Raw genomic sequence first — 17,198 nt, 5'->3', positions numbered from 1 at the left:
GGTGGTGCTTCCGACGAGCGGGAGCGGTGGTCAGGAGGCTCCACATGCCACGTTGGGCAGTTTTACTACTTTTTTCGTTGCTCGCGGGGTGCCGTGCCCCATCGACGGTCATCCGCCTGGATACGGGCCAGGGGGAGCCTGTGGTCCACGTCCCGCGCGGAGACGTGGGACTCGCGGAGATGGGCGACAAGGAGTTCAAGAAGGCCGTAGCCAAGCATGTGCTCGCCGTGCCAACTCCTGAGCAGCCTCTGGTGTTCGCGCGTCAAGTGTTCGGAGTGCCGGAGCGCAGCGGCTGGTATCGCTACGAGCGCAAGAGCCGACGGCTGTTACCTCTCGACGCGGCCAGCGAGGTGAGACTGGAGGTTTCGCCAGCCGACGCGGAATTAAACCGCCTGTACGGCTTGTGGTGTGGTCGCGCCTGGGGGCCACCCCCCAAGGATTGCCTGCACCTGTTGGTGGGAAGCCCCGTGCTGGACAGCGATGGGAAGTATGCCTTGGCCATGGCTATCGCCAGGGGCGCGATGCTGGGAGAAATGAAGGAAACCTTCGGGCACATGGTGAACCCTGAGGTGGTGGCGGCCACCATCACAGGTGCGGTGACCATGTACCTCATGTTGTGGTTGCTCCCCGAACCCATCTCCAAGGGAGTGGCCGCGCTGATGACGGTGGGCCTGGTGAGCTACCTGGGATGGGACATGGTGTGGAAACTCATCGATGGGTGGCGTGTGCTGGTGGCAGAGGTGGATCGATCCACCACGTTCGAGGAGATCCGGGCTGCGGGGCTGAAGTTCTCTAAGGTGATGGGGGACAAGGGCGCCAAGGCGCTGGTGATGCTGGCGATGGTGGCGGTGGGGAACACGACTGCGGGGATGGCAGCGAAGATGCCGACGCTGCTAGGAGCCGGAAAGGCGGCGCTGGTGGCCGAGGCGCAGCTGAACATCCGCTATTCGTCCGCTGCTCTGGCTCAAGTGGAGTCGGTCTCCATCAACGCCGAGGGTGTCATCGTTGCGTTGGCTCCCAACGCAGTGGCCATGACGGCGCGGGCCACAGGCCGTGTTGATGGTGAGACCAAGGCTGACTTCGTGGCTTTCAAGTCCATGAGGGACTTCAAGAACGCGATGGGCGCTGCGGGCGAGGGCAAAAACTGGCACCACATCGTTGAGCAGACACCGGGTAACGTCGAGCGCTTTGGCCGTGAGGCTCTGCACAATACTGAAAATGTAATTGCGATCGATTCTAAAATACATGCACTGATTAGTGCATTCTACTCATCGAAGCGAGAGTTCACGGACAACATGGTTGTTCGGAAATGGCTGCGTGGGAAGAGCTACGAGGAGCAGCGGGCCTTCGGCCTGACGGTCTTGAAGCAGTTCGGAGTGATTCCATGAGGAAAAGCGCGTTGAGGGCATTGCCGATGGAGGGTCTTATTGAAAAGTATAGAGCCGCTTCAGCGGAGCACGGACGTGCTACGGATGGTGGGAATGCTAAAGCTGCCAACAGAGAGTTCGACAACCTCGTGGCGCTCCGGCAAGAATTGCGTTTTCGAGGTGAAGAGGGATGGCAGCGTCTGCGCAGCTTGCTTCGCGACCCTGAACCGGGAACCCGGTATTGGGCGGCCACTTTCCTGCTGGATTTCGTGCCACATGAAGCAGAGCCCGTGTTGGACGAGCTTGCAAGTGTTCCGAAGAGCCTTGTGGGATTCAGTGCGGAAATGGTTCTCAAGAAATGGAAGGAAGGAACCTTCAAGCCTGCGTAGGCGCCTCATGTGAAGAGATGCTGACGCGAGTATGCTCGGAAGTGGCAGGTGGATTGGGAAAATGGTGGCGCAAAACCTCTTCGAGCAGAGTTCTCATGGCCATAGAACTCAATCTATGGGCAAAGGGGCAGTGCAACGTGGACCTGGCCACGGCCAAGGTGCGGGGCACCACGCTCACAACTAGATGCAGCGGTGTAGGGCATCCCGCAGCCCGATCAGGGCTGCGTCAGAGAACCCAAGCAAAACATGCCTGTAAGGCATGAGCATCGAACTCACCAGGGACCGTTCTCACGGCCCCTGACCGGTTTTGAAGCCCCGCCGCCCCGATCCGCGAGGTGCCCGGAGGGATTGAGGGGCGGCCAGTTTCCCTCTGGAGCGGGGTGGGCGGTGAGTCCATGGAGGTCCACCCGCGTCCGTTCATCTTGGGTACAGTTTGGGTACAAACCGGCCAGCGCGATGACGGCCCTTCATCACGGAGCGAGCAAGGACTCCGGGAGACTCTGGATGGAGTTCTTGAACTGGGCATTGGGCACGCGCATCGACCAACCCGAACCATGTCCCAGAGTTGGGGGATGAACCACACACGATCAGGCCGGAGGGGTTGCTGGGATCAAGCGAGGGAGGCCAAGACCGTTTCGGAGTGCTGCGCTGAGGTCCGATTTTCCGATGCTGTCGGTCATAATGCTCAAGGAAGTTCTCAACTCCGCGTAGTACGACTTGGTCACTTCGCTCGCTCACGAGCGAGATTTCTCCCGGGGGACTGCGGAGTTCCCGAAAGATGTGATCAGGTCGTACAAAAGCGAGATGTGCGGCAAACGCTCCCATCAATCCTTTTCCATGAACGCGGCAAACTCATTTTGGCAAGACTCACAAAGGTCGTCGTCGTTGCCACCAATGATGTCGTCCCCTCCGCATCGTATACATAAATGCACGGAGTGGGGTGACCGGCAATCGGGATTGGTGCAAATCGCGATCCCATCGCCCATGACAACCACTGACTCCGAGCCGCAATCGGCACACTCCCTTGGTGGCGCAGGAGATGGGGTGTGTGGGTCCCAGAATGGTTCCTCGACCAAGGCCTCAAGTTCGGACGATGGCATCACCATGTACCGGTACGCTCGCTGCCACCACTTAAGGTCCTTGGAATCCAACCCTTTGATGCTGGCTTGGTAGCGCTTCTCGGCGGATGAGATCCGCTCAACTTCCAGAGCCTCTCGTTCTTGCTGAAGCCTTTGGGCAACTTGTCGCAGTTTCTGGATCTTGTTCCAGGCATCTTCGGGGAGGTCATCTTCAAGGTTTTCCTCAAGCTCATCGCGCATGAAGACGAAGATGAACTCTACCATCTCAGCGACAAGCTTTTCGGCCTCCTCCAACTTCAGCTCGATAGCATAGTGTTCGATCCGGTTGCGGTGTTTCTGGGCTCTGCGTAGAAGCTTCATCTGGGATTCATCTAGATTGACCTTCGCTATGGAGCGAAGCCGATCCAGGCAGGTGTCGAAGTCGACGGTGATTTTTTCTGCGTTGTCGACGTGCGTCACCTCGGCCCAGATGAGCGAAGGGTGTTCCCAGCTGAGGCGCTCTTTTAAGAGCAGCAGAGCGCCAGAGAAAACGTGAAGGACAGCGTATTTGTGTGCCAGAAGCGGTAACTTGCTGTCCGAATAAAGAAGAATGACAGCAGCCTGAACGAAGTCTATGCCGTTCTGAAGCAAGGACAAGTTGAGAGGCGGTTGTGCTGGTGGGGCGGTCTTGGGCTGAGGCATTGGAGAAGAAGATCCTGGGTGATTTTCTGGCTTGTTCTTCGGCATATGGCCGCGTCCCTTTCCTGGTTACGGACGACGGTAGCGTGAAAAATCCTCTAGGAAGCACCCTTTGCGAACTAGTACTACTCGGTCACATCGGCGCCTTCCCGAGGGAGCCCCCGTAAGGGGGCTTGCAGTGTCCAAGGGCCTCCCGAGGCAGAAAGCCGCTCGGGAGCAGGAGAAAGGGACCATGTAATATTAGAGCCCGAGTTTCTTTTCCAGATACGTTTGCAATATACCCACACCCAAGTCGACCATCTTGTCTGCTGCCTTCGAGCCCACCTGAAGAACGAACCTTAGTAACCGCTTCCCAGCTGTGAGCCGGTCAGCCTGAGGGGTAGATGCGTCAGCAAGCTCACGAACAGCCGACGTCAGTGCAGGCTTGTCTGTGCTAGCGTGTATCTCTATCAAGTCCAGCAATTTTCGGTCCATTTCATTTAAATGCACATCGCCATGGATCTCTCTGGCAACAACCGCATTCACCGCCGCAATGGCCTGCGGGCTGTAGTTAATCGTCACATTAGAACCGCCTGCGGCGTTGACCTGAAGGAGTCGCGGCTCAGAAGAAAGAGCACTGCCAACTCCTGAAATGCTTGGCACAGCCATGTCAGCCAGTCGACTCAGGTCATCCAACGTGGTGTTGATCGGAAGGACCTCACTCAATTCTGCCTCAAGGCGCTGTCGTATCGACAGCACCTTCAACTCGCGGTCATGCCTTAAATCAATCTGGAGCCTCTTGAGTTCTTTGGAGTATCGCGAAACAATTGCAACGACTTCTTGAGGATCTACCTGCTTAAGGCGCTGGAAATAAATAAAGTTGCCAACTTTATTAGCCTCATCGCGGCTCCAATACATAGTTCCAGTCGCCATGAAAATCATCCTGCCGTAGCGCCAAGCTCTTCAGTTCTCCCTTCGAGATCTCGCCCCCCGTCGGATATAGCCGTTTGTCCAGACGCGCCTTGACGCGCAGACCTTTGGTGGTTCGCGTTCTTCCAATGAGGTTGACCACGGTCTCAAAGTTGGCCAGTGGCTTGCCCCTCCAGTTCTGGGTGATGTGGCAGAAGAGCCGATGCTCAATTTTGTTCCACTTGCTCGTTCCTGGTGGAAAGTGGCACACATGGATTCGCAATCCCGTCTCGTCGGCGAACCTTTGCAGTTCGATTTTCCAAGCGCGTGACCGGTAACCGTTGCTGCCCCCTGCGTCGGCTGTAATAAGCAGTTCCCTCGCTCTGGGATAGGCTGGCCGTCCCATTGTCTTCCACCACTGGCCAATCGATGCAACGGCAAAGGCCGCTGTGTCATGGTCGCGCCCGACACTGACCCAAGCCTCGTTTCGACTCATGTCGAAGATGCCGTAGGGGATCGCCTTGCCCAGGGCTTCTTCGGGAAAGTCGTGGACATTGACCTCTTCCGGCCGACCCTTCGGCTGCCACTCCCACCCTGCATTCCTGAAGGGACCGACAAGCTCCTTCTTCTTGGTGTCCACGGAGATGACGGGTTGCTTGCGTGCCTGGAAGTCCTCCACCCTTGCAGTGATGTATTCGAATTGGCCGTTGCGCTCTGGATGATCTGCGCCCTCGAGATTCTTGCGCAACGCATGAAGGCTATACCCCAGTTCGTGCAGCTTCTTGCCGACACTCACATGGCTGACCCGATAGCCTTCGCGCCCCAACTCTGTTGCCAGAGTTCGGGTACTTTTGCAGGTCCACCGCAGGGGCGACATGGGATCGCCTCTTGTCGTCGGCGACACCAGCCGTTCAAGTGCCTTAACCCATCCCTCCTGCCTCACCACCAGCGCCTTGCGGCCACCGCCCGGCCGCCGCTGATGCTCCGTACCCGCTTCGCCTCTCTTCAGCTCCTCGCGGCCTACTCGGATCGTCTCCCGCGCCAATCCCGTCGCGCCCGCCACCACCGAGTCGCCACCGTATCCTATTGAATTCGATTCTGTTGCCGCCCACAGTCGGCGAGCCCGCTCATTCAGTACTCTTTCCAGCGCCTGATACTTCGTGCGGATGGTCGCCTCCAACTTCAGGTCTCGCTGCATGTAGAGGCCAGATTACAAATCACAGAAGTTGGCAACTTTATTTATTTCCAGCGCCTTAGCCCTTAGTAAGTTCTCAGCTTGTGTCACATCCGATGCACAGAGATCCAAGAACTCAGAAAACTCTTGGAACCGGACGTCCAAGGTGGACTTGCCTTTTACAAGCAGTTTTTGATCGTCGGGCGCAGCAAAAAACTCAAACACGGTGCCGCTTCCTGTTCGCCGCTGATCCAATCGGACTGACAGGTGATCCACGCGCGACAAATAGTCACGGAACAATTGGAGCAACCGATCAATCTCATGTGCCCAAAGACGTCCTGTTGGGATGTAAAGCCGGAAAATCAATCCGTGCTCAGCATCCTCGACGAACTTGGCCGCCATCACGGTCAGTTCTGCGTTTCGCCTATATGGCAAAACGTTGAGTCCACGGTTCGACAGTAGGGTATTCGCAGTCTTGCGAACGTCTTCCTTGGGCCGATGAAAGCTCAGCCAGAAATAAGCACTTTCGTCATCCTCAAGGAGTTCTGGCTGAAGGAGTTCTGGCTGCTTGGGTGGAGAGTCAAACAGGAGTTCCTCGTACACGAAGATGGCGTGTGGCAATCGAGCAAGGCGGTCCAGCAATCGCTCTCTTGCGGATTCATAGTCGGGATGAACCAAAAGATCGTATACTCGACCATTCAACTTGACCAAAACACAGCGAACATCGAACCTGTCAAGATATGCGACAATGGAGTCCCAGTTCTCGCTGCCGGAGTCGAGTTTCTTTATTTTGTACTGACGCCCAGCAGTCTTGAGCGCACTTACAATCCCTTCGCTTTCGACTCCGATTAGGAGGACAAGTGGCATGGACTGGTCGAGATCTTCACTCAAAGTCAATTCCTCGTGTTGTTATTGGAAAACAAGGTGCCGTGCTCTTTCTTGGCGGAGACTTCAGGTGCTGGCCAAACTCATGTTCATGTGGGATGAAGTGCCAAGTTGATGGTGCACTGAGAAAGAGCGGCACATTGGGCGACACTTATCCCTTAAGGTTTCTTTGACGCCACATTCAACCGCGCGTTCAATACGGCCACCTCTTGGTCTAGAGAATCGAGACCAAGGGCTCCTCGCATGACAGTCTTGAGGCTGGAGATCTGCAAGAGCACTTTCTCGACGTGCCCAGCGACGGAGGAGGCGAATACGTTTAGGTCGTCGCGGGCATTGGATACTGCTTCTTCAGACGCTCCCTCTTGCAGGAGCCGCATTACTTCATGCTTTCGGCTCGCGATCGTCAGCGCGAGCGTCAGGCCCATGCTACCGGCGTCTACAACCTTTTGGCACTCAGTTCGGGTAAGTGAATCAAGCCAAAGAGCCCCATCGCCTACTTGGGATCTGAAAGTGTCGAGAGCACTGAGGGGAGCAAAGTCGGCGGGCTCCTTCTGCTCGTCGTACTCGCTCAAGTTTCCTTGGAAGGGCGTGTAGTAATCCTCCAGCGCGCTCACGTCTTGGTAGAGCTTCTCATATACCGCATGCCGCTTTGCCAAGTTCTCGAATAGGAGCCGTTCTGCGCGTGCAGATTGCTCGCGACGCTTGGCAGCCCTCTCGTTGAAGTACCATGTCGCCAAGGACCCAATAATCGTACCGATCAAGGGTAAACCCAAGAGCTGTATCCACGGGATCGGAGCTTCTCCGGGCGGGACTTGCGGAGTTGCAGACGCAGGAAGAGTTACGGGGGGCAGGCGCTGTTGGCCTGTAGGTTGATCTGGAGCCGGGGTTGAGGCTGAGGGTACTGGTGCTGGAGTCGGGGCTGAAGAAGTTGGGAGCGCAGATGGATTGGGTACCGAGGGATTCGGTGCGCGCTGACTTTCGGATAAGCCAGCATCAGGCTGCAACTGCGCGAATATGAACGCCGCAAGGATGGTGGGCCGCATCCTGCCATTCTGCCACACAGTACTCTGAACGGCGCTTCGTCCGTCGCGCATGGTCGAGCGCATGGGGGACCGGGTATCCCTACGGGAACGTCACGCCGGGAAGGGTGATCATGCGGAGACCGTCCCGTTCCCACAGCTTGAGGGCGAACGTGCCTCGGGCCTCGTCCGGTGTCGCCTCCGCCTCCACGACGAGGCGCCTGATCCTGGCATTGGCAACGGGTGCCTCCTGCCATACAGGCAGCATGTTCAACGTCTCGCCCGTCTTGCCCACCAGCGATGCCCCCTGCGCCATCCAATGCTGCGCTGCTTCCGGGTAATCCAAGTCCATAAGCACGGCCACGCGGTTGGCGGAGCGGTAGCTCCAGGCGCGAAGAATCCTGATCGCGTCTCCAGGGCGCTGGCGGACCTCCTTCTCGAAGTCGAGGGGCTTGACCGAAACGCCCGACTTGCCGATCACGCGGTTCGCAAGGAGGCCAGCGAGACCGCCCGGTCCCTCATACTCGGCACGCAGACGCTCGTTCTCTTCATGGCACCGTTGGGCCTCCGCCCGGGCCTCTTTCGATTCCTGTTGATAGGACTCCACTGTGCGCTGGTTTCGCCACACCTCGACCAAGCGCTCCGCCTGAGCGGGGTGCGCGACGAGAATGAATGCCGTGCCTACCGGCGCTGCTCCGTCCAGGAACCGCACCGTCACTCGCAGGCGCTCGCCGGGCAGGACTTGATCCGAGGGCACCAGCCGGAGAGTGCTTCGCCCAATGTCCACGAGCGCGAAACGCTCGGCGCCTTCAACCAGGCTCTGATCCGGGAGGATGCTCCTCAGCATCACGGCATGCGCTCACGTGATTCTAGAAGACAGCCGAAGCCTGCGATCCCAAGGGAGAGAAGTAAAACATCCGAGGATAGTCACGACATTGGAATCGCGATCCGCAGACTCACGCTGTAGCGCCTGGAAGTGCCGAGAATGGATGGGCTAGCAGAAATCAATTCCAAGCTCTTCGGCGAGGCGGTGAAGGCGCGGTAGTCCACCGGAGTTTTGCGCAGGTGGACGTGGGAGGTCGGCGGGCGAGAGAGAGAGTGCCTCGTAGTATCGCAGAGTCTCCACTGGCCAGCCCGTCTGCTCCCAAGTTGGATCGTGGTCACGACCGTCGAAGCGGATCCATGCATGCTCGCGAGGCAGACTGGGCTTCTGAACTTTATTGCCCGATGGTTCGATCGTTGGCGGGAATGCGAAGCCCACCACCAGTAAGCATGAGCGCTCGGGAAATTTCTCTCCTGCCAGACGAACCAATTTCAAACTATTGCTGTCACACAGCCCCCCGCTTATGGCGAGGTCTGCAACTTGCATTGCTGTCCGAAGTTCGTTCGGCAGACGTTGGATTTGGACGCGTATTAGCTGCGGTATGGTGCTGAGCTTATCGGATTTTTTGTGGCTCACGATATCCTCTTGAATTAAAGTTCTTATGACGATTGTGAGTGTGTGGCGTAGATGAATGAGTCGTCTTGATCGTGGGCGGTGTCGGTGGAGTGCCCCAGATACTTCAATCATCATCAGGCTCGCCTTTTTGCTCTTCGGCGTACCAGTCAAGGTGCTGGTCGAGCCAATTTAGGGCTCCAAGCGCAACGCCTACTGCCAATGCGCGACCGACAGACCGCAAAAAGGCTATATTCTCGTCACTCAGAACATCGAATGCTCGGCTGAAGGCATCTGGTGGCATGTGGGATTCGTCGGCGTCCAAACGCTTTGAACCAATTCCGCTCAGAAAAACAGCGCCATCTTCACGCTCATGGAGCGACAGCCAGCCATAAAATCTGCCGTCGAAGATCTTGTCGTAGATGTCTAGCTCTTCCATTGCTGCCTGGGTCGTTTCGTCAAATCCAGCGCTAAATGTCAACAAGGTGTGTTCTGCGCGGGTTAATGTCACGTAGACACCTGCGTCCTCGAATTCGCTTGCGCACTCTTCGTATGCATCAGTGATGATGCGAACCACGTCGTTTATTATGTGGGGTTCATCCGCAACCCAGTCGGCTTCGGTGGCATCCTCGTGTAGTAGATCCATGTTTTGGCATAGCGTGAATAGTTTTTTTGTGACAGCTTGTCTCCTGCGCTCAATCAGTCTATGCGGGACAAGTAGCGATCCCTCGTAATTGTCTTGAATGCACTCCCGCTCAAGATCAAGATAGTGGCACATCGCTTCGAAAGCCGTCTGCCAGTCGGAGGTGTCCTGCATTCCCTTATCAATCAGAAGCGCCAGCGGTCCTGGAATCGTTGAAGGCTGGAGATAAGCGAGGCGAGGGTTGCTTATATGAATTCGTCGTCGGGTGGCGAGTTCATACATTACGAGGCATAGTGCGTAGAAGTCGTCTTGGGGGCTTGCTTTTTCGGGATCGGTTCGTTGGCGCTCGGATATGTACAGGAGCGAGCCAATTTGTGTGCCGGTGCCCGTCAAGTAGACGGTCGAGGTGGGACTCTTTGCTACTCCCAGATCAGAGAGCTTAAGGCGTTGGTCTTCCGTCAGGAGCACATTGTTGGGTTTGATGTCTCGGTGTATGTATCCGTGCTGCCGTAGATCGCGATAGCCCTTGAGAAGCTGAGTGATGAATGCGATTGCCTGTGGTTGATTGATGGGCTTGTCGCTTGCGATTAGATCTAGCAGCGTACCTCCAGGCATCCACTCCATTACTAGAAACGGAGTGCCTTCACTGGATCCGAAGTCGATGCCTGCGACGATATACGGACTCTTGACCCCCTGGCATGTTGCTTCGATTTCTTGTTCGAAACGGCGCTTCTGTGCATCCGTCAGTTCGAATCGTTTCGAGTGCAAAACCTTAACAGCGCAGTCCTGCCCTGTCTCGATGGATTGGGCCTTGAAAACCGTTCCAACGCCGCCTTCTCCAATCTGCGTCTTGATGACGTATTGGCCTCGGTGGCCCTTGAGAATTCGACCTCGCACGGTTATCTCCTGTTTGCGTTCTAAGGGATGGCTTTGACTTGTTGTTTAAGCAATCCGCCTTGTTGTTGCTTGGCGCTGCTTTATGCAAAGGGCTCGGCTGAGTTTGTATGACTTGGGGGACGCTGGGCATAGCAGGCATGCAGCATCGCAGGATCCGCTTGGTGCTCTAGTCGGATGGGTACGACGTACATCGGCGGCATCGTAGCGCTGACATAGTGGAGGGCCGTAGTCCGGGTGCTGCTATGGTTGAGCGCTTGAGCGACGGCCTCCAGCGGCAAGCCACCACCCTTCGGGTTGTAGGTGCTGCCCCGCTCTACCAGCCACGTTGCGAAGCTGTGCCGGATCGCGCCGAAGTGGACGAACTCCAAGCCCGTACGGGCGCACACTCGCTCCACGGCCTCGCGGATGGTCTGTCGATCCGGCGCTGAGCCCCGGGCCTGAAGACGCTGGGCAGCGGCGAGCCCCTGCGCATCGAGCGACACGGTGAACCGCTTTCCGGTCTTGTGCTTGAACGTGACGGTGGCGGCGATCTCGCCCTGGTCCTTCAGCACCGCGATCTTACCGTCACCGCTCGCGAGCCGGTCCACCTCGGTGCCGTGCATCCCGGTCTTGGCCTGGAGGCACAGCACATCGCGGATCGCCTGCGAGCCGAGGGCTGCGTAGAGCTTCTGGACGTGCTCGATGCTGTATCCCTTGAGTTCATGGTTCCGGCGGGCAGGGGGAACCTTCAGGAAGCGCCCCGGGTTCACCATCGGGTCCAGCTCGCCCGCGTCCTGAAGGAACGAGGTGAAGGATTTGAAGACGATGATCCTCCACTTCTTGCCGGTGTCCCACGCGGCCAGGATCTTCTTCAACGCCGGTCCGGTCACCGCGCGCAGGTCCTTGTCCGCGAGCGCCGTTGCCCACGCGGCCAGGTAGCTGCGCGTGCTCTTCAGGTACTCGTCGGACCTGCCACTGGCCTTCAGGTGCTGGAGGAACCGCCGGGCGCGATCCTCGTCCAGGAATACCGCCTGCGCGGCGTCCTCCTGGGCCTGCTGGGCCTCGTCCTGGCGCTCCTGGCTCGCGGTCCGGTACGCGGCCGGGTTGCGGCGGAAGGCCGCCAGCTCGGCCAGTGCCTCGGCCTCGCTCCGCACGTCCAGCGTGACGTTGTGCGCGACCCCGGCGACGGTCTTGCGGATGATCCAGCGCGTGCTTCCGTCGGTGGCCGTGTACGTGCGGCCCCCGATCCACTTCCCGCTCCACTTCGGCATACGCGGCCCCGTACCCCCTCATTTGGGTAGAACTTGGGTACGAGAGGTACAGGAGGGCAGGGTGTCCCGCAACCTGAGCGGGGCCGCGTCAGAAAAACCCAAGGAAAACATGGCGGTAGGGCACGGGAATCGAACTCGCCAGGGACTGCTCTCGCAGCCCCTCACCGGTTTTGAAGACCGGGCCGGCCACCAGATCCGGAGGCCCTACCATGCGCGATTAGTGCCGGGGCCTTCCCGCTGCGTCAACGCCGTCCGGCCCTCTCAGTCCAATCCGCGTTCCCACAGGTCGTCCTCATCCAGCCCCACCAGGTGGCCGACCTCGTGCATCACGGTGATGCCGATCTGCTCGATGAGCTCCTCGCGCGTCCGGGCGAAGCGCTCCAGGTTCTTCTGGTACAGCACGATGGCGGCGGGGAAGTGGTCATACGCGTTCGTCACGCTGCGCTCGCCCACCGGCGTCCCGCGGAACACCCCCAGGATGGACGGCGACAGGGGAGGGGACTGCGCCAGCAGGTCATCGTTCGACGGCAGGTCCTCCACCGAGATGGTGACGTTGTCCAGGTAGCCCTTCACGTGCTCGGGCAGGGCTTTCACCGCCGCCTCCAGCGCTTGGTCGAACTCCTCCTCCGCCAGCGCCACCGGCGGCGGGAACTCCTGCGGCAGCAGCGCCTGCGCCTTCGCGAAGCGCTTGCGCGATTCCCGCATATCCCCGCGCCGCTCCGCGATCAGCCCCAGGTAGTGGTGCGCCCAGGCCTCCTCCGGCGCGTCCTCCAGCACCTCCTCGAAGGCCATGCGCGCCTCCTCGAACTGGCACAGCTCGAACAGCGAGATGCCCCGCTCCACGTGCGCATCCACCGACCGGGGCACGTGCACGAGCGCCGCGTCCAGGCTGACGAGCGCCCGCGTGCACTCGCCGAGCTGGTTCAGCCCCATCCCCTCCAGGAGCAGGAACTCGTACACCCCCTCCACGTCGTCCCTGCGGTGCGCAAGCTTGCGCCCCCGGGCACACAGCTCCAGACCTTCCTCCACCGCCTCCCGGTCCTCGCCCATGCGGCAGATGAGGAAGTCTGCGGCGCCCAGGAGGAACTCCAGGTCCTCGGGATGGCTCTTCACGGCCTGGCGGTAGGCCCGCACGGCCTCCTCGAAGTGTCCGAGTTCCACCAGCGCTGCGGCCCGGTAGTGCAGGGCCTCGGGTAGCTTCGGCGCCGCTTCCAGCAGGGTGTTCACCTGCGCCAGCGCCCGCTCGAACTCCTCCGCCTCGAACGCCGCCTCCACCGCCTTCAACCGCTCCTTCACGCCCTCCGGCTCCGCGCGCTTCTCCGTCCGCTTCACCATATGAAATGGCACATATGGGAGGCCCCCGGTGCGTTGTCAACGCACGCAGCGATGGTTACTTTCCTGCCTCACTGCCGCACCCACCCCACACCGCCGGTCCCGTGCACATTCTCGTCATCGATGATGATTCCTCGCTGTGTACCAGCCTCTCGTACTACCTCGAGCGGCATGGCTACACCGTTCACTCCGCGTCGGACGCCCTGCAGGCGCTCGATGTCATGGAGCGGCACCCCGTGGGAATGGTCATCACCGACTACCTCATGCCCCACCTGGACGGCATCCACTTCACCGAGATCGTGAAGGCGGACCCGCGCTTCCGGTCTATTCCGGTCCTGCTCATGACCGCCGTGGTGGATGGCTCCGTCACCGACAAGAGCCTGCGCAAAGGGGTGGCGCTGACCCTCCAGAAGCCGGTGGACATGGGGCAGCTGCTGAACCTGGTGCGTTTCGCCGAGTAGCCCTGCGGCCCCCGCCGAGGCTTTCCGGAGGGCATTCGGCCGTCCGCGCGAAGACATGCATCACCTTCCGTGTTGACAACCCCGGCTGGCTCCTTATTTTGGCGCTCGTCATGGCCGAGTGCTAACGGCCAGCGAGTTCCCTTTTCCAATCATTCCAGGAGGTTGCGATGGCACCGAAGGAAATTTTCTTCCACCAGTCCGCTCGTGAGGCCATTTTGCGCGGCGTGCGGATCCTGTCCGACGCGGTGGCTGTCACGCTCGGCCCCAAGGGCCGCAACGTGGTCATCGAGAAGAGCTTTGGCTCGCCCACCATCACCAAGGACGGCGTCACCGTCGCCAAGGAGATCGATCTCGAGAACAAGTTCGAGAACATGGGCGCGCAGATGGTGAAGGAGGTGGCCTCGAAGACCTCCGACAAGGCCGGCGACGGCACCACCACCGCCACGGTGCTCGCCCGCGCCATCTACGAGGAGGGCCTCAAGCTGGTGGCCGCCGGCCACAGCCCGATGGACCTCAAGCGCGGCATCGACAAGGCCGTGGAGACCGTCGTGGCGGAGCTGAAGAAGCTCTCCAAGTCCACCACGGACAAGAAGGCCATCGCCCAGGTGGGCACCATCTCCGCCAACGGGGATGAGACCATCGGCCACATCATCGCGGACGCGATGGAGAAGGTCGGCAAGGAGGGCGTCATTACCGTCGAGGAGGCCAAGGGCCTGGAGACCACCCTCGACGTGGTGGAGGGCATGCAGTTCGACCGCGGCTACGTCTCCCCGTACTTCGTGACGAACCGCGAGCGCATGGAGACGGTCCTGGAGGACCCCTACATCCTCATCAGCGAGAAGAAGGTCTCGTCGATGCAGGACATGATTCCCCTGCTGGAGCAGGTGGCGCGCTCGGGCAAGCCGCTGCTCATCATCGCCGAGGAAATCGAGGGCGAGGCGCTGGCCACCCTGGTGGTCAACAAGATCCGCGGCGTGCTCAACGTCTGCGCGGTGAAGGCCCCGGGCTTCGGTGACCGCCGCAAGGAGCTGCTCAAGGACATCGCCACCCTCACGGGCGGCATGGTGGTCAGCGAGGAGCTGGGCCACAAGTACGAGACCCTGTCGCTGAGCGACCTGGGCCGCGCCAAGCGCATCACGGTGGACAAGGACAACACCACCGTGGTGGACGGCGCCGGCAAGAAGGGTGAGATCGAAGGCCGCATCAAGCTCATCCGCGCGCAGATCGAGACCTCCACCAGCGACTACGACCGCGAGAAGCTCCAGGAGCGGATGGCGAAGCTCGTGGGCGGCGTGGCCGTCATCAACGTGGGCGCGGCCACCGAGACCGAGATGAAGGAGAAGAAGGCCCGCGTGGAGGACGCGCTGCACGCGACCCGCGCGGCGGTGGAGGAGGGCATCGTCCCCGGCGGCGGTGTGGCCTACCTGCGCTGCCTGCCCGCCCTGGAGAAGCTGAAGCTGGGCGGCGAGCTGGACTTCGGCGTGGAGATCATCAAGAAGGCGCTGACCGAGCCCCTGCGGAAGATCTCCAGCAACGCGGGCCTCGAGGGAGCCGTGGTCATCAACAAGGTCAAGGACGGCACCGGCGCGTTCGGCTTCAACGCCCGCACCGAGGTGTACGAGGACCTGGAGAAGGCTGGCGTCATCGACCCGACCAAGGTGGAGCGCACCGCGCTGCAGAACGCGGCCTCCGTCGCCTCGCTGCTGCTGACCACCGAGGCCATGGTGGCCGAGCGCCCGAAGAAGAAGGCCAAGGGCGGCGGCGCCGGCGCCGGTGGCATGCCGGACTACGGCGGCGACGACATGGACTACTAGGCCCTCGGGCCTACGGGACGGCCGGTCACTCCGGCGGTCCCGGTCACACGCGGCCCCGGTTCACCTCGCGAGAGGGGCCGGGGCCGTGGTGTTTCAGGCGGGGCCCATCTTCAGGGCGCGCGACAGCTCGCGGCTGAGCGCGGGCGGATCGAAGAGGAGCCGGGGCAGGCACCCGACGGCGCCCGCCCGGAGTGAGTCCAGCGTCGTCTCCATGGTGAGGTGCTCGACCATCACCACGAAGGGCGCCCCCTGGGCGAGCGCCTTGCCCAGCTCCAGCGCCTTGCGGCCGCTCGCGGGGGTGAAGTCCCAGCTCACCACTACGGCGAGCGGCGCATCCAGCGCAACGATCTCGGTCGTCTGGATGACGCGCGCCTCCAGCCCCATGCGGGCCAGCGCCTCGGTGATGGTGCGCGTGGAGGTGGGGTTGTCGTCGATGACGTCCACGCGCCGGGCGCTGACGGCGCGGGGCGGCACCGGCGCCGCCGAGAGCGCGGAGCGGAGCAGGGCGCGCACCTGGCGGATGTCGTCGAAGGGCTTGAGCAGGTAGTCCATCACCCCCAGCTCCAGCGCCTCCTGCGTGGTACCCAGCGACGGGTAGCCCGTCATCAGGATGACGCGGGCGCCGGGGCACAGGGTGCGGGCCTGCTGGGCCAGGGCCAGCCCGGAGATGCCGGGCAGGTTCTTGTCGGTGACGATGAGGTCCACCGGCGTCTGCTTGAGGAGGGAGAGGCCCTCCTCGGCGGTGGAGGCCTCCAGCACCTCGCACTCCTTGCCCATCAAGTCCCGGAAGACCATGCGGATGATGGTCTCGTCGTCCACGATGAGCAGCCGCTTGCGCGTGCTGGGGGCGGTCTCGGCGGTGGCGGGGAAGGCGATCCGGAACACGGTGGCCGGTGGGGGCTGATCCGGCAGGACGTTCGGCGGGGCGATGTTGATCGTCGCGCGGTGCTCCTGGGCAATGCGCTTGCACACGGCCAGGCCCAGGCCGGTGCCGCGTTTGCTGTTGGAGACGTAGGGCTCGAAGATGCGCTCGCGCATGTCCGGGGGGATGCCGGGGCCCCAGTCCGCCACGTACAGGATGGGCGCGGGGCCCTCCTGGGTGACGAGCACCTTCACGCGCCCGCGGCCGGACATGGCGTCCCGGGCGTTGTTGAGCAGGTTGAGGGTGAGCTGCTCCAGGAGCCGGGCATTGCCCTGCACGGCGATGTTCTCCGGGGCGTCCACCTCCAGCGAGATGCGGGCCGAGTCCGGGTTGAGGGTGAAGAGCTTGGCGGCGGCCCAGATGGCGCTCGCGAGCACCATGCGCTGCTGGGGGGCGGGGCGGTCGCTCGACAGGCGCACGAAGTCAGAGATGATCTGCTCCATGCGCTCCACCTGCGCGAGCAGCAGCTTCAGCGGACCCATGGGGCCGTTCTCTTCCGCGAGCAACTGGGCGTAGGCCTTCACGCCGAGCAGCGGCTGGCGCAGCTCGTGGAACACCTCGGCGGCGAGCTGGCTCGTACCGGGATCAGAACGTTGAAGGGCCGCCGCGGCGGCCCTCGCGGCCGACAGGTCCCCGACCTCCAGGGCTTGCAGGAGGTGGACGAGCGGGGCGGGAGTCTCCATGCCCCCGGAGCATGGCGGACCCTGTGTCAGTGTGCAACGCACCGCCGAAGGATTCCGTTGCCCCCTTTGAGGAGGCCAAGGCCCACTGGGGGGCCCTTGTGGATCAGCCCCCCCGCATCCGCGAGGCTTCGGAAAAATACCGCCCTGTCACCCCAGGCGGCCTCACGAGACGGTGGGGGCCGTGGGAGGGAGGGCTCCGGGGGCCGCTAGGAGTGTGTTGAGCTAACGAGCCAGGGGCGTCGGGCGGACGGCTCGGCGCCTGGCTCCTCCACGGGGAGCGAG

15 protein-coding genes and 1 tRNA gene are annotated in these 17,198 nt (G+C 61.1%); 4 read left to right on the top strand and 12 right to left on the bottom strand.

Translation table 11 applies throughout. The annotated features are described in order from the left end of the window. Nucleotides 1-44 precede the first annotated feature (44 nt). A complete protein-coding gene (gene sitA5, locus KY661_RS20565; protein ID WP_450097576.1) occupies nucleotides 45-1,388 on the top strand; it encodes a SitA5 family polymorphic toxin in 1,344 nt (447 codons plus the stop codon). Then, complete coding sequence (locus KY661_RS20560; RefSeq protein ID WP_225411830.1) at nucleotides 1,385-1,756, top strand: DUF2019 domain-containing protein; 372 nt, start codon at nucleotides 1,385-1,387, stop codon at nucleotides 1,754-1,756. The genes sitA5 and KY661_RS20560 overlap by 4 nt, the downstream gene beginning before the upstream one ends. Before the next feature lie 824 nt (nucleotides 1,757-2,580). Here KY661_RS20560 and KY661_RS20555 read toward each other — a convergent pair. From KY661_RS20555 to KY661_RS20505, 11 genes are all read right to left on the bottom strand, one after another. Beyond that, nucleotides 2,581-3,561, bottom strand: coding sequence for a hypothetical protein (locus tag KY661_RS20555; protein WP_225411829.1), 981 nt, complete (start codon nucleotides 3,559-3,561; stop codon nucleotides 2,581-2,583). A 192-nt stretch (nucleotides 3,562-3,753) separates the two neighbouring features. Further along, entirely contained in the window at nucleotides 3,754-4,425 is a 672-nt protein-coding gene (locus KY661_RS20550; protein ID WP_225411828.1) for a hypothetical protein, read from the bottom strand. Beyond that, on the bottom strand, nucleotides 4,391-5,599 hold the full coding sequence (locus KY661_RS20545) for an ISAzo13 family transposase (RefSeq protein ID WP_225411827.1): 1,209 nt from the start codon (nucleotides 5,597-5,599) through the stop codon (nucleotides 4,391-4,393). Before KY661_RS20545 ends, KY661_RS20550 begins: the two co-directional genes overlap by 35 nt. A 12-nt stretch (nucleotides 5,600-5,611) precedes the next feature. Then, the gene (locus tag KY661_RS20540) at nucleotides 5,612-6,466 is read right to left on the bottom strand and encodes a hypothetical protein (RefSeq protein WP_225411826.1); all 855 of its coding nucleotides are present in this window, start codon (nucleotides 6,464-6,466) and stop codon (nucleotides 5,612-5,614) included. 152 nt (nucleotides 6,467-6,618) lie between these two features. Next, nucleotides 6,619-7,197 carry a hypothetical protein gene (locus KY661_RS20535; RefSeq protein WP_225411825.1) on the bottom strand — a complete coding sequence of 193 codons (579 nt, stop codon included), beginning with the start codon at nucleotides 7,195-7,197 and terminating at the stop codon, nucleotides 6,619-6,621. A gap of 385 nt (nucleotides 7,198-7,582) precedes the next feature. Then, nucleotides 7,583-8,326: a DUF2381 family protein gene (locus KY661_RS20530; RefSeq protein ID WP_225411824.1), complete on the bottom strand. Its 744-nt coding sequence runs from the start codon at nucleotides 8,324-8,326 to the stop codon at nucleotides 7,583-7,585. Nucleotides 8,327-8,473: 147 nt separating this feature from the next. Beyond that, nucleotides 8,474-8,938: a hypothetical protein gene (locus tag KY661_RS20525; RefSeq protein WP_225411823.1), complete on the bottom strand. Its 465-nt coding sequence runs from the start codon at nucleotides 8,936-8,938 to the stop codon at nucleotides 8,474-8,476. A gap of 103 nt (nucleotides 8,939-9,041) precedes the next feature. Next, nucleotides 9,042-10,454 carry a serine/threonine protein kinase gene (locus KY661_RS20520; protein WP_225411822.1) on the bottom strand — a complete coding sequence of 471 codons (1,413 nt, stop codon included), beginning with the start codon at nucleotides 10,452-10,454 and terminating at the stop codon, nucleotides 9,042-9,044. An 80-nt stretch (nucleotides 10,455-10,534) separates the two neighbouring features. Then, nucleotides 10,535-11,704, bottom strand: a complete 1,170-nt coding sequence (locus KY661_RS20515) for a tyrosine-type recombinase/integrase (protein WP_225411821.1) — start codon at nucleotides 11,702-11,704, stop codon at nucleotides 10,535-10,537. A 110-nt stretch (nucleotides 11,705-11,814) separates the two neighbouring features. Next, nucleotides 11,815-11,913: transfer RNA gene (locus KY661_RS20510), tRNA-Sec, on the bottom strand. 52 nt (nucleotides 11,914-11,965) lie between these two features. Further along, the gene (locus KY661_RS20505; RefSeq protein ID WP_225411820.1) at nucleotides 11,966-13,039 is read right to left on the bottom strand and encodes a metallopeptidase family protein; all 1,074 of its coding nucleotides are present in this window, start codon (nucleotides 13,037-13,039) and stop codon (nucleotides 11,966-11,968) included. 101 nt (nucleotides 13,040-13,140) lie between these two features. On the opposite strand from KY661_RS20505, the gene KY661_RS20500 reads away from it, so the two are divergent. Further along, on the top strand, nucleotides 13,141-13,497 hold the full coding sequence (locus KY661_RS20500) for a response regulator (RefSeq protein WP_083423146.1): 357 nt from the start codon (nucleotides 13,141-13,143) through the stop codon (nucleotides 13,495-13,497). A 167-nt stretch (nucleotides 13,498-13,664) separates the two neighbouring features. Then, nucleotides 13,665-15,311, top strand: a complete 1,647-nt coding sequence (groL, locus tag KY661_RS20495; protein ID WP_225411819.1) for a chaperonin GroEL — start codon at nucleotides 13,665-13,667, stop codon at nucleotides 15,309-15,311. 93 nt (nucleotides 15,312-15,404) lie between these two features. Here groL and sinK read toward each other — a convergent pair whose 3' ends face one another. After that, entirely contained in the window at nucleotides 15,405-16,916 is a 1,512-nt protein-coding gene (sinK, locus tag KY661_RS20490; protein WP_225411818.1) for a hybrid histidine protein kinase/response regulator SinK, read from the bottom strand. Nucleotides 16,917-17,198 lie beyond the last annotated feature (282 nt).

Source organism: Allostigmatella hybrida (genome assembly GCF_020103775.1).
GTDB lineage: Bacteria > Myxococcota > Myxococcia > Myxococcales > Myxococcaceae > Hyalangium > Hyalangium aurantiaca.
The sequence above is the reverse complement of the archived record's forward strand: the minus strand, read 5'-3'. Positions and strand labels throughout refer to the sequence as shown.

What these genes read in the sequence shown, in the direction of transcription:
- sitA5 (WP_450097576.1), top strand. Translation starts at nt 45, where the DNA reads ATGCCACGTTGGGCAGTTTTACTACTTTTTTCGTTGCTCGCGGGGTGC.
- KY661_RS20560 (WP_225411830.1), top strand. Translation starts at nt 1,385, where the DNA reads ATGAGGAAAAGCGCGTTGAGGGCATTGCCGATGGAGGGTCTTATTGAA.
- KY661_RS20555 (WP_225411829.1), bottom strand. Translation starts at nt 3,561, where the DNA reads ATGCCGAAGAACAAGCCAGAAAATCACCCAGGATCTTCTTCTCCAATG.
- KY661_RS20550 (WP_225411828.1), bottom strand. Translation starts at nt 4,425, where the DNA reads ATGGCGACTGGAACTATGTATTGGAGCCGCGATGAGGCTAATAAAGTT.
- KY661_RS20545 (WP_225411827.1), bottom strand. Translation starts at nt 5,599, where the DNA reads ATGCAGCGAGACCTGAAGTTGGAGGCGACCATCCGCACGAAGTATCAG.
- KY661_RS20530 (WP_225411824.1), bottom strand. Translation starts at nt 8,326, where the DNA reads ATGCTGAGGAGCATCCTCCCGGATCAGAGCCTGGTTGAAGGCGCCGAG.
- KY661_RS20515 (WP_225411821.1), bottom strand. Translation starts at nt 11,704, where the DNA reads ATGCCGAAGTGGAGCGGGAAGTGGATCGGGGGCCGCACGTACACGGCC.
- KY661_RS20505 (WP_225411820.1), bottom strand. Translation starts at nt 13,039, where the DNA reads ATGGTGAAGCGGACGGAGAAGCGCGCGGAGCCGGAGGGCGTGAAGGAG.
- groL (WP_225411819.1), top strand. Translation starts at nt 13,665, where the DNA reads ATGGCACCGAAGGAAATTTTCTTCCACCAGTCCGCTCGTGAGGCCATT.
- sinK (WP_225411818.1), bottom strand. Translation starts at nt 16,916, where the DNA reads ATGGAGACTCCCGCCCCGCTCGTCCACCTCCTGCAAGCCCTGGAGGTC.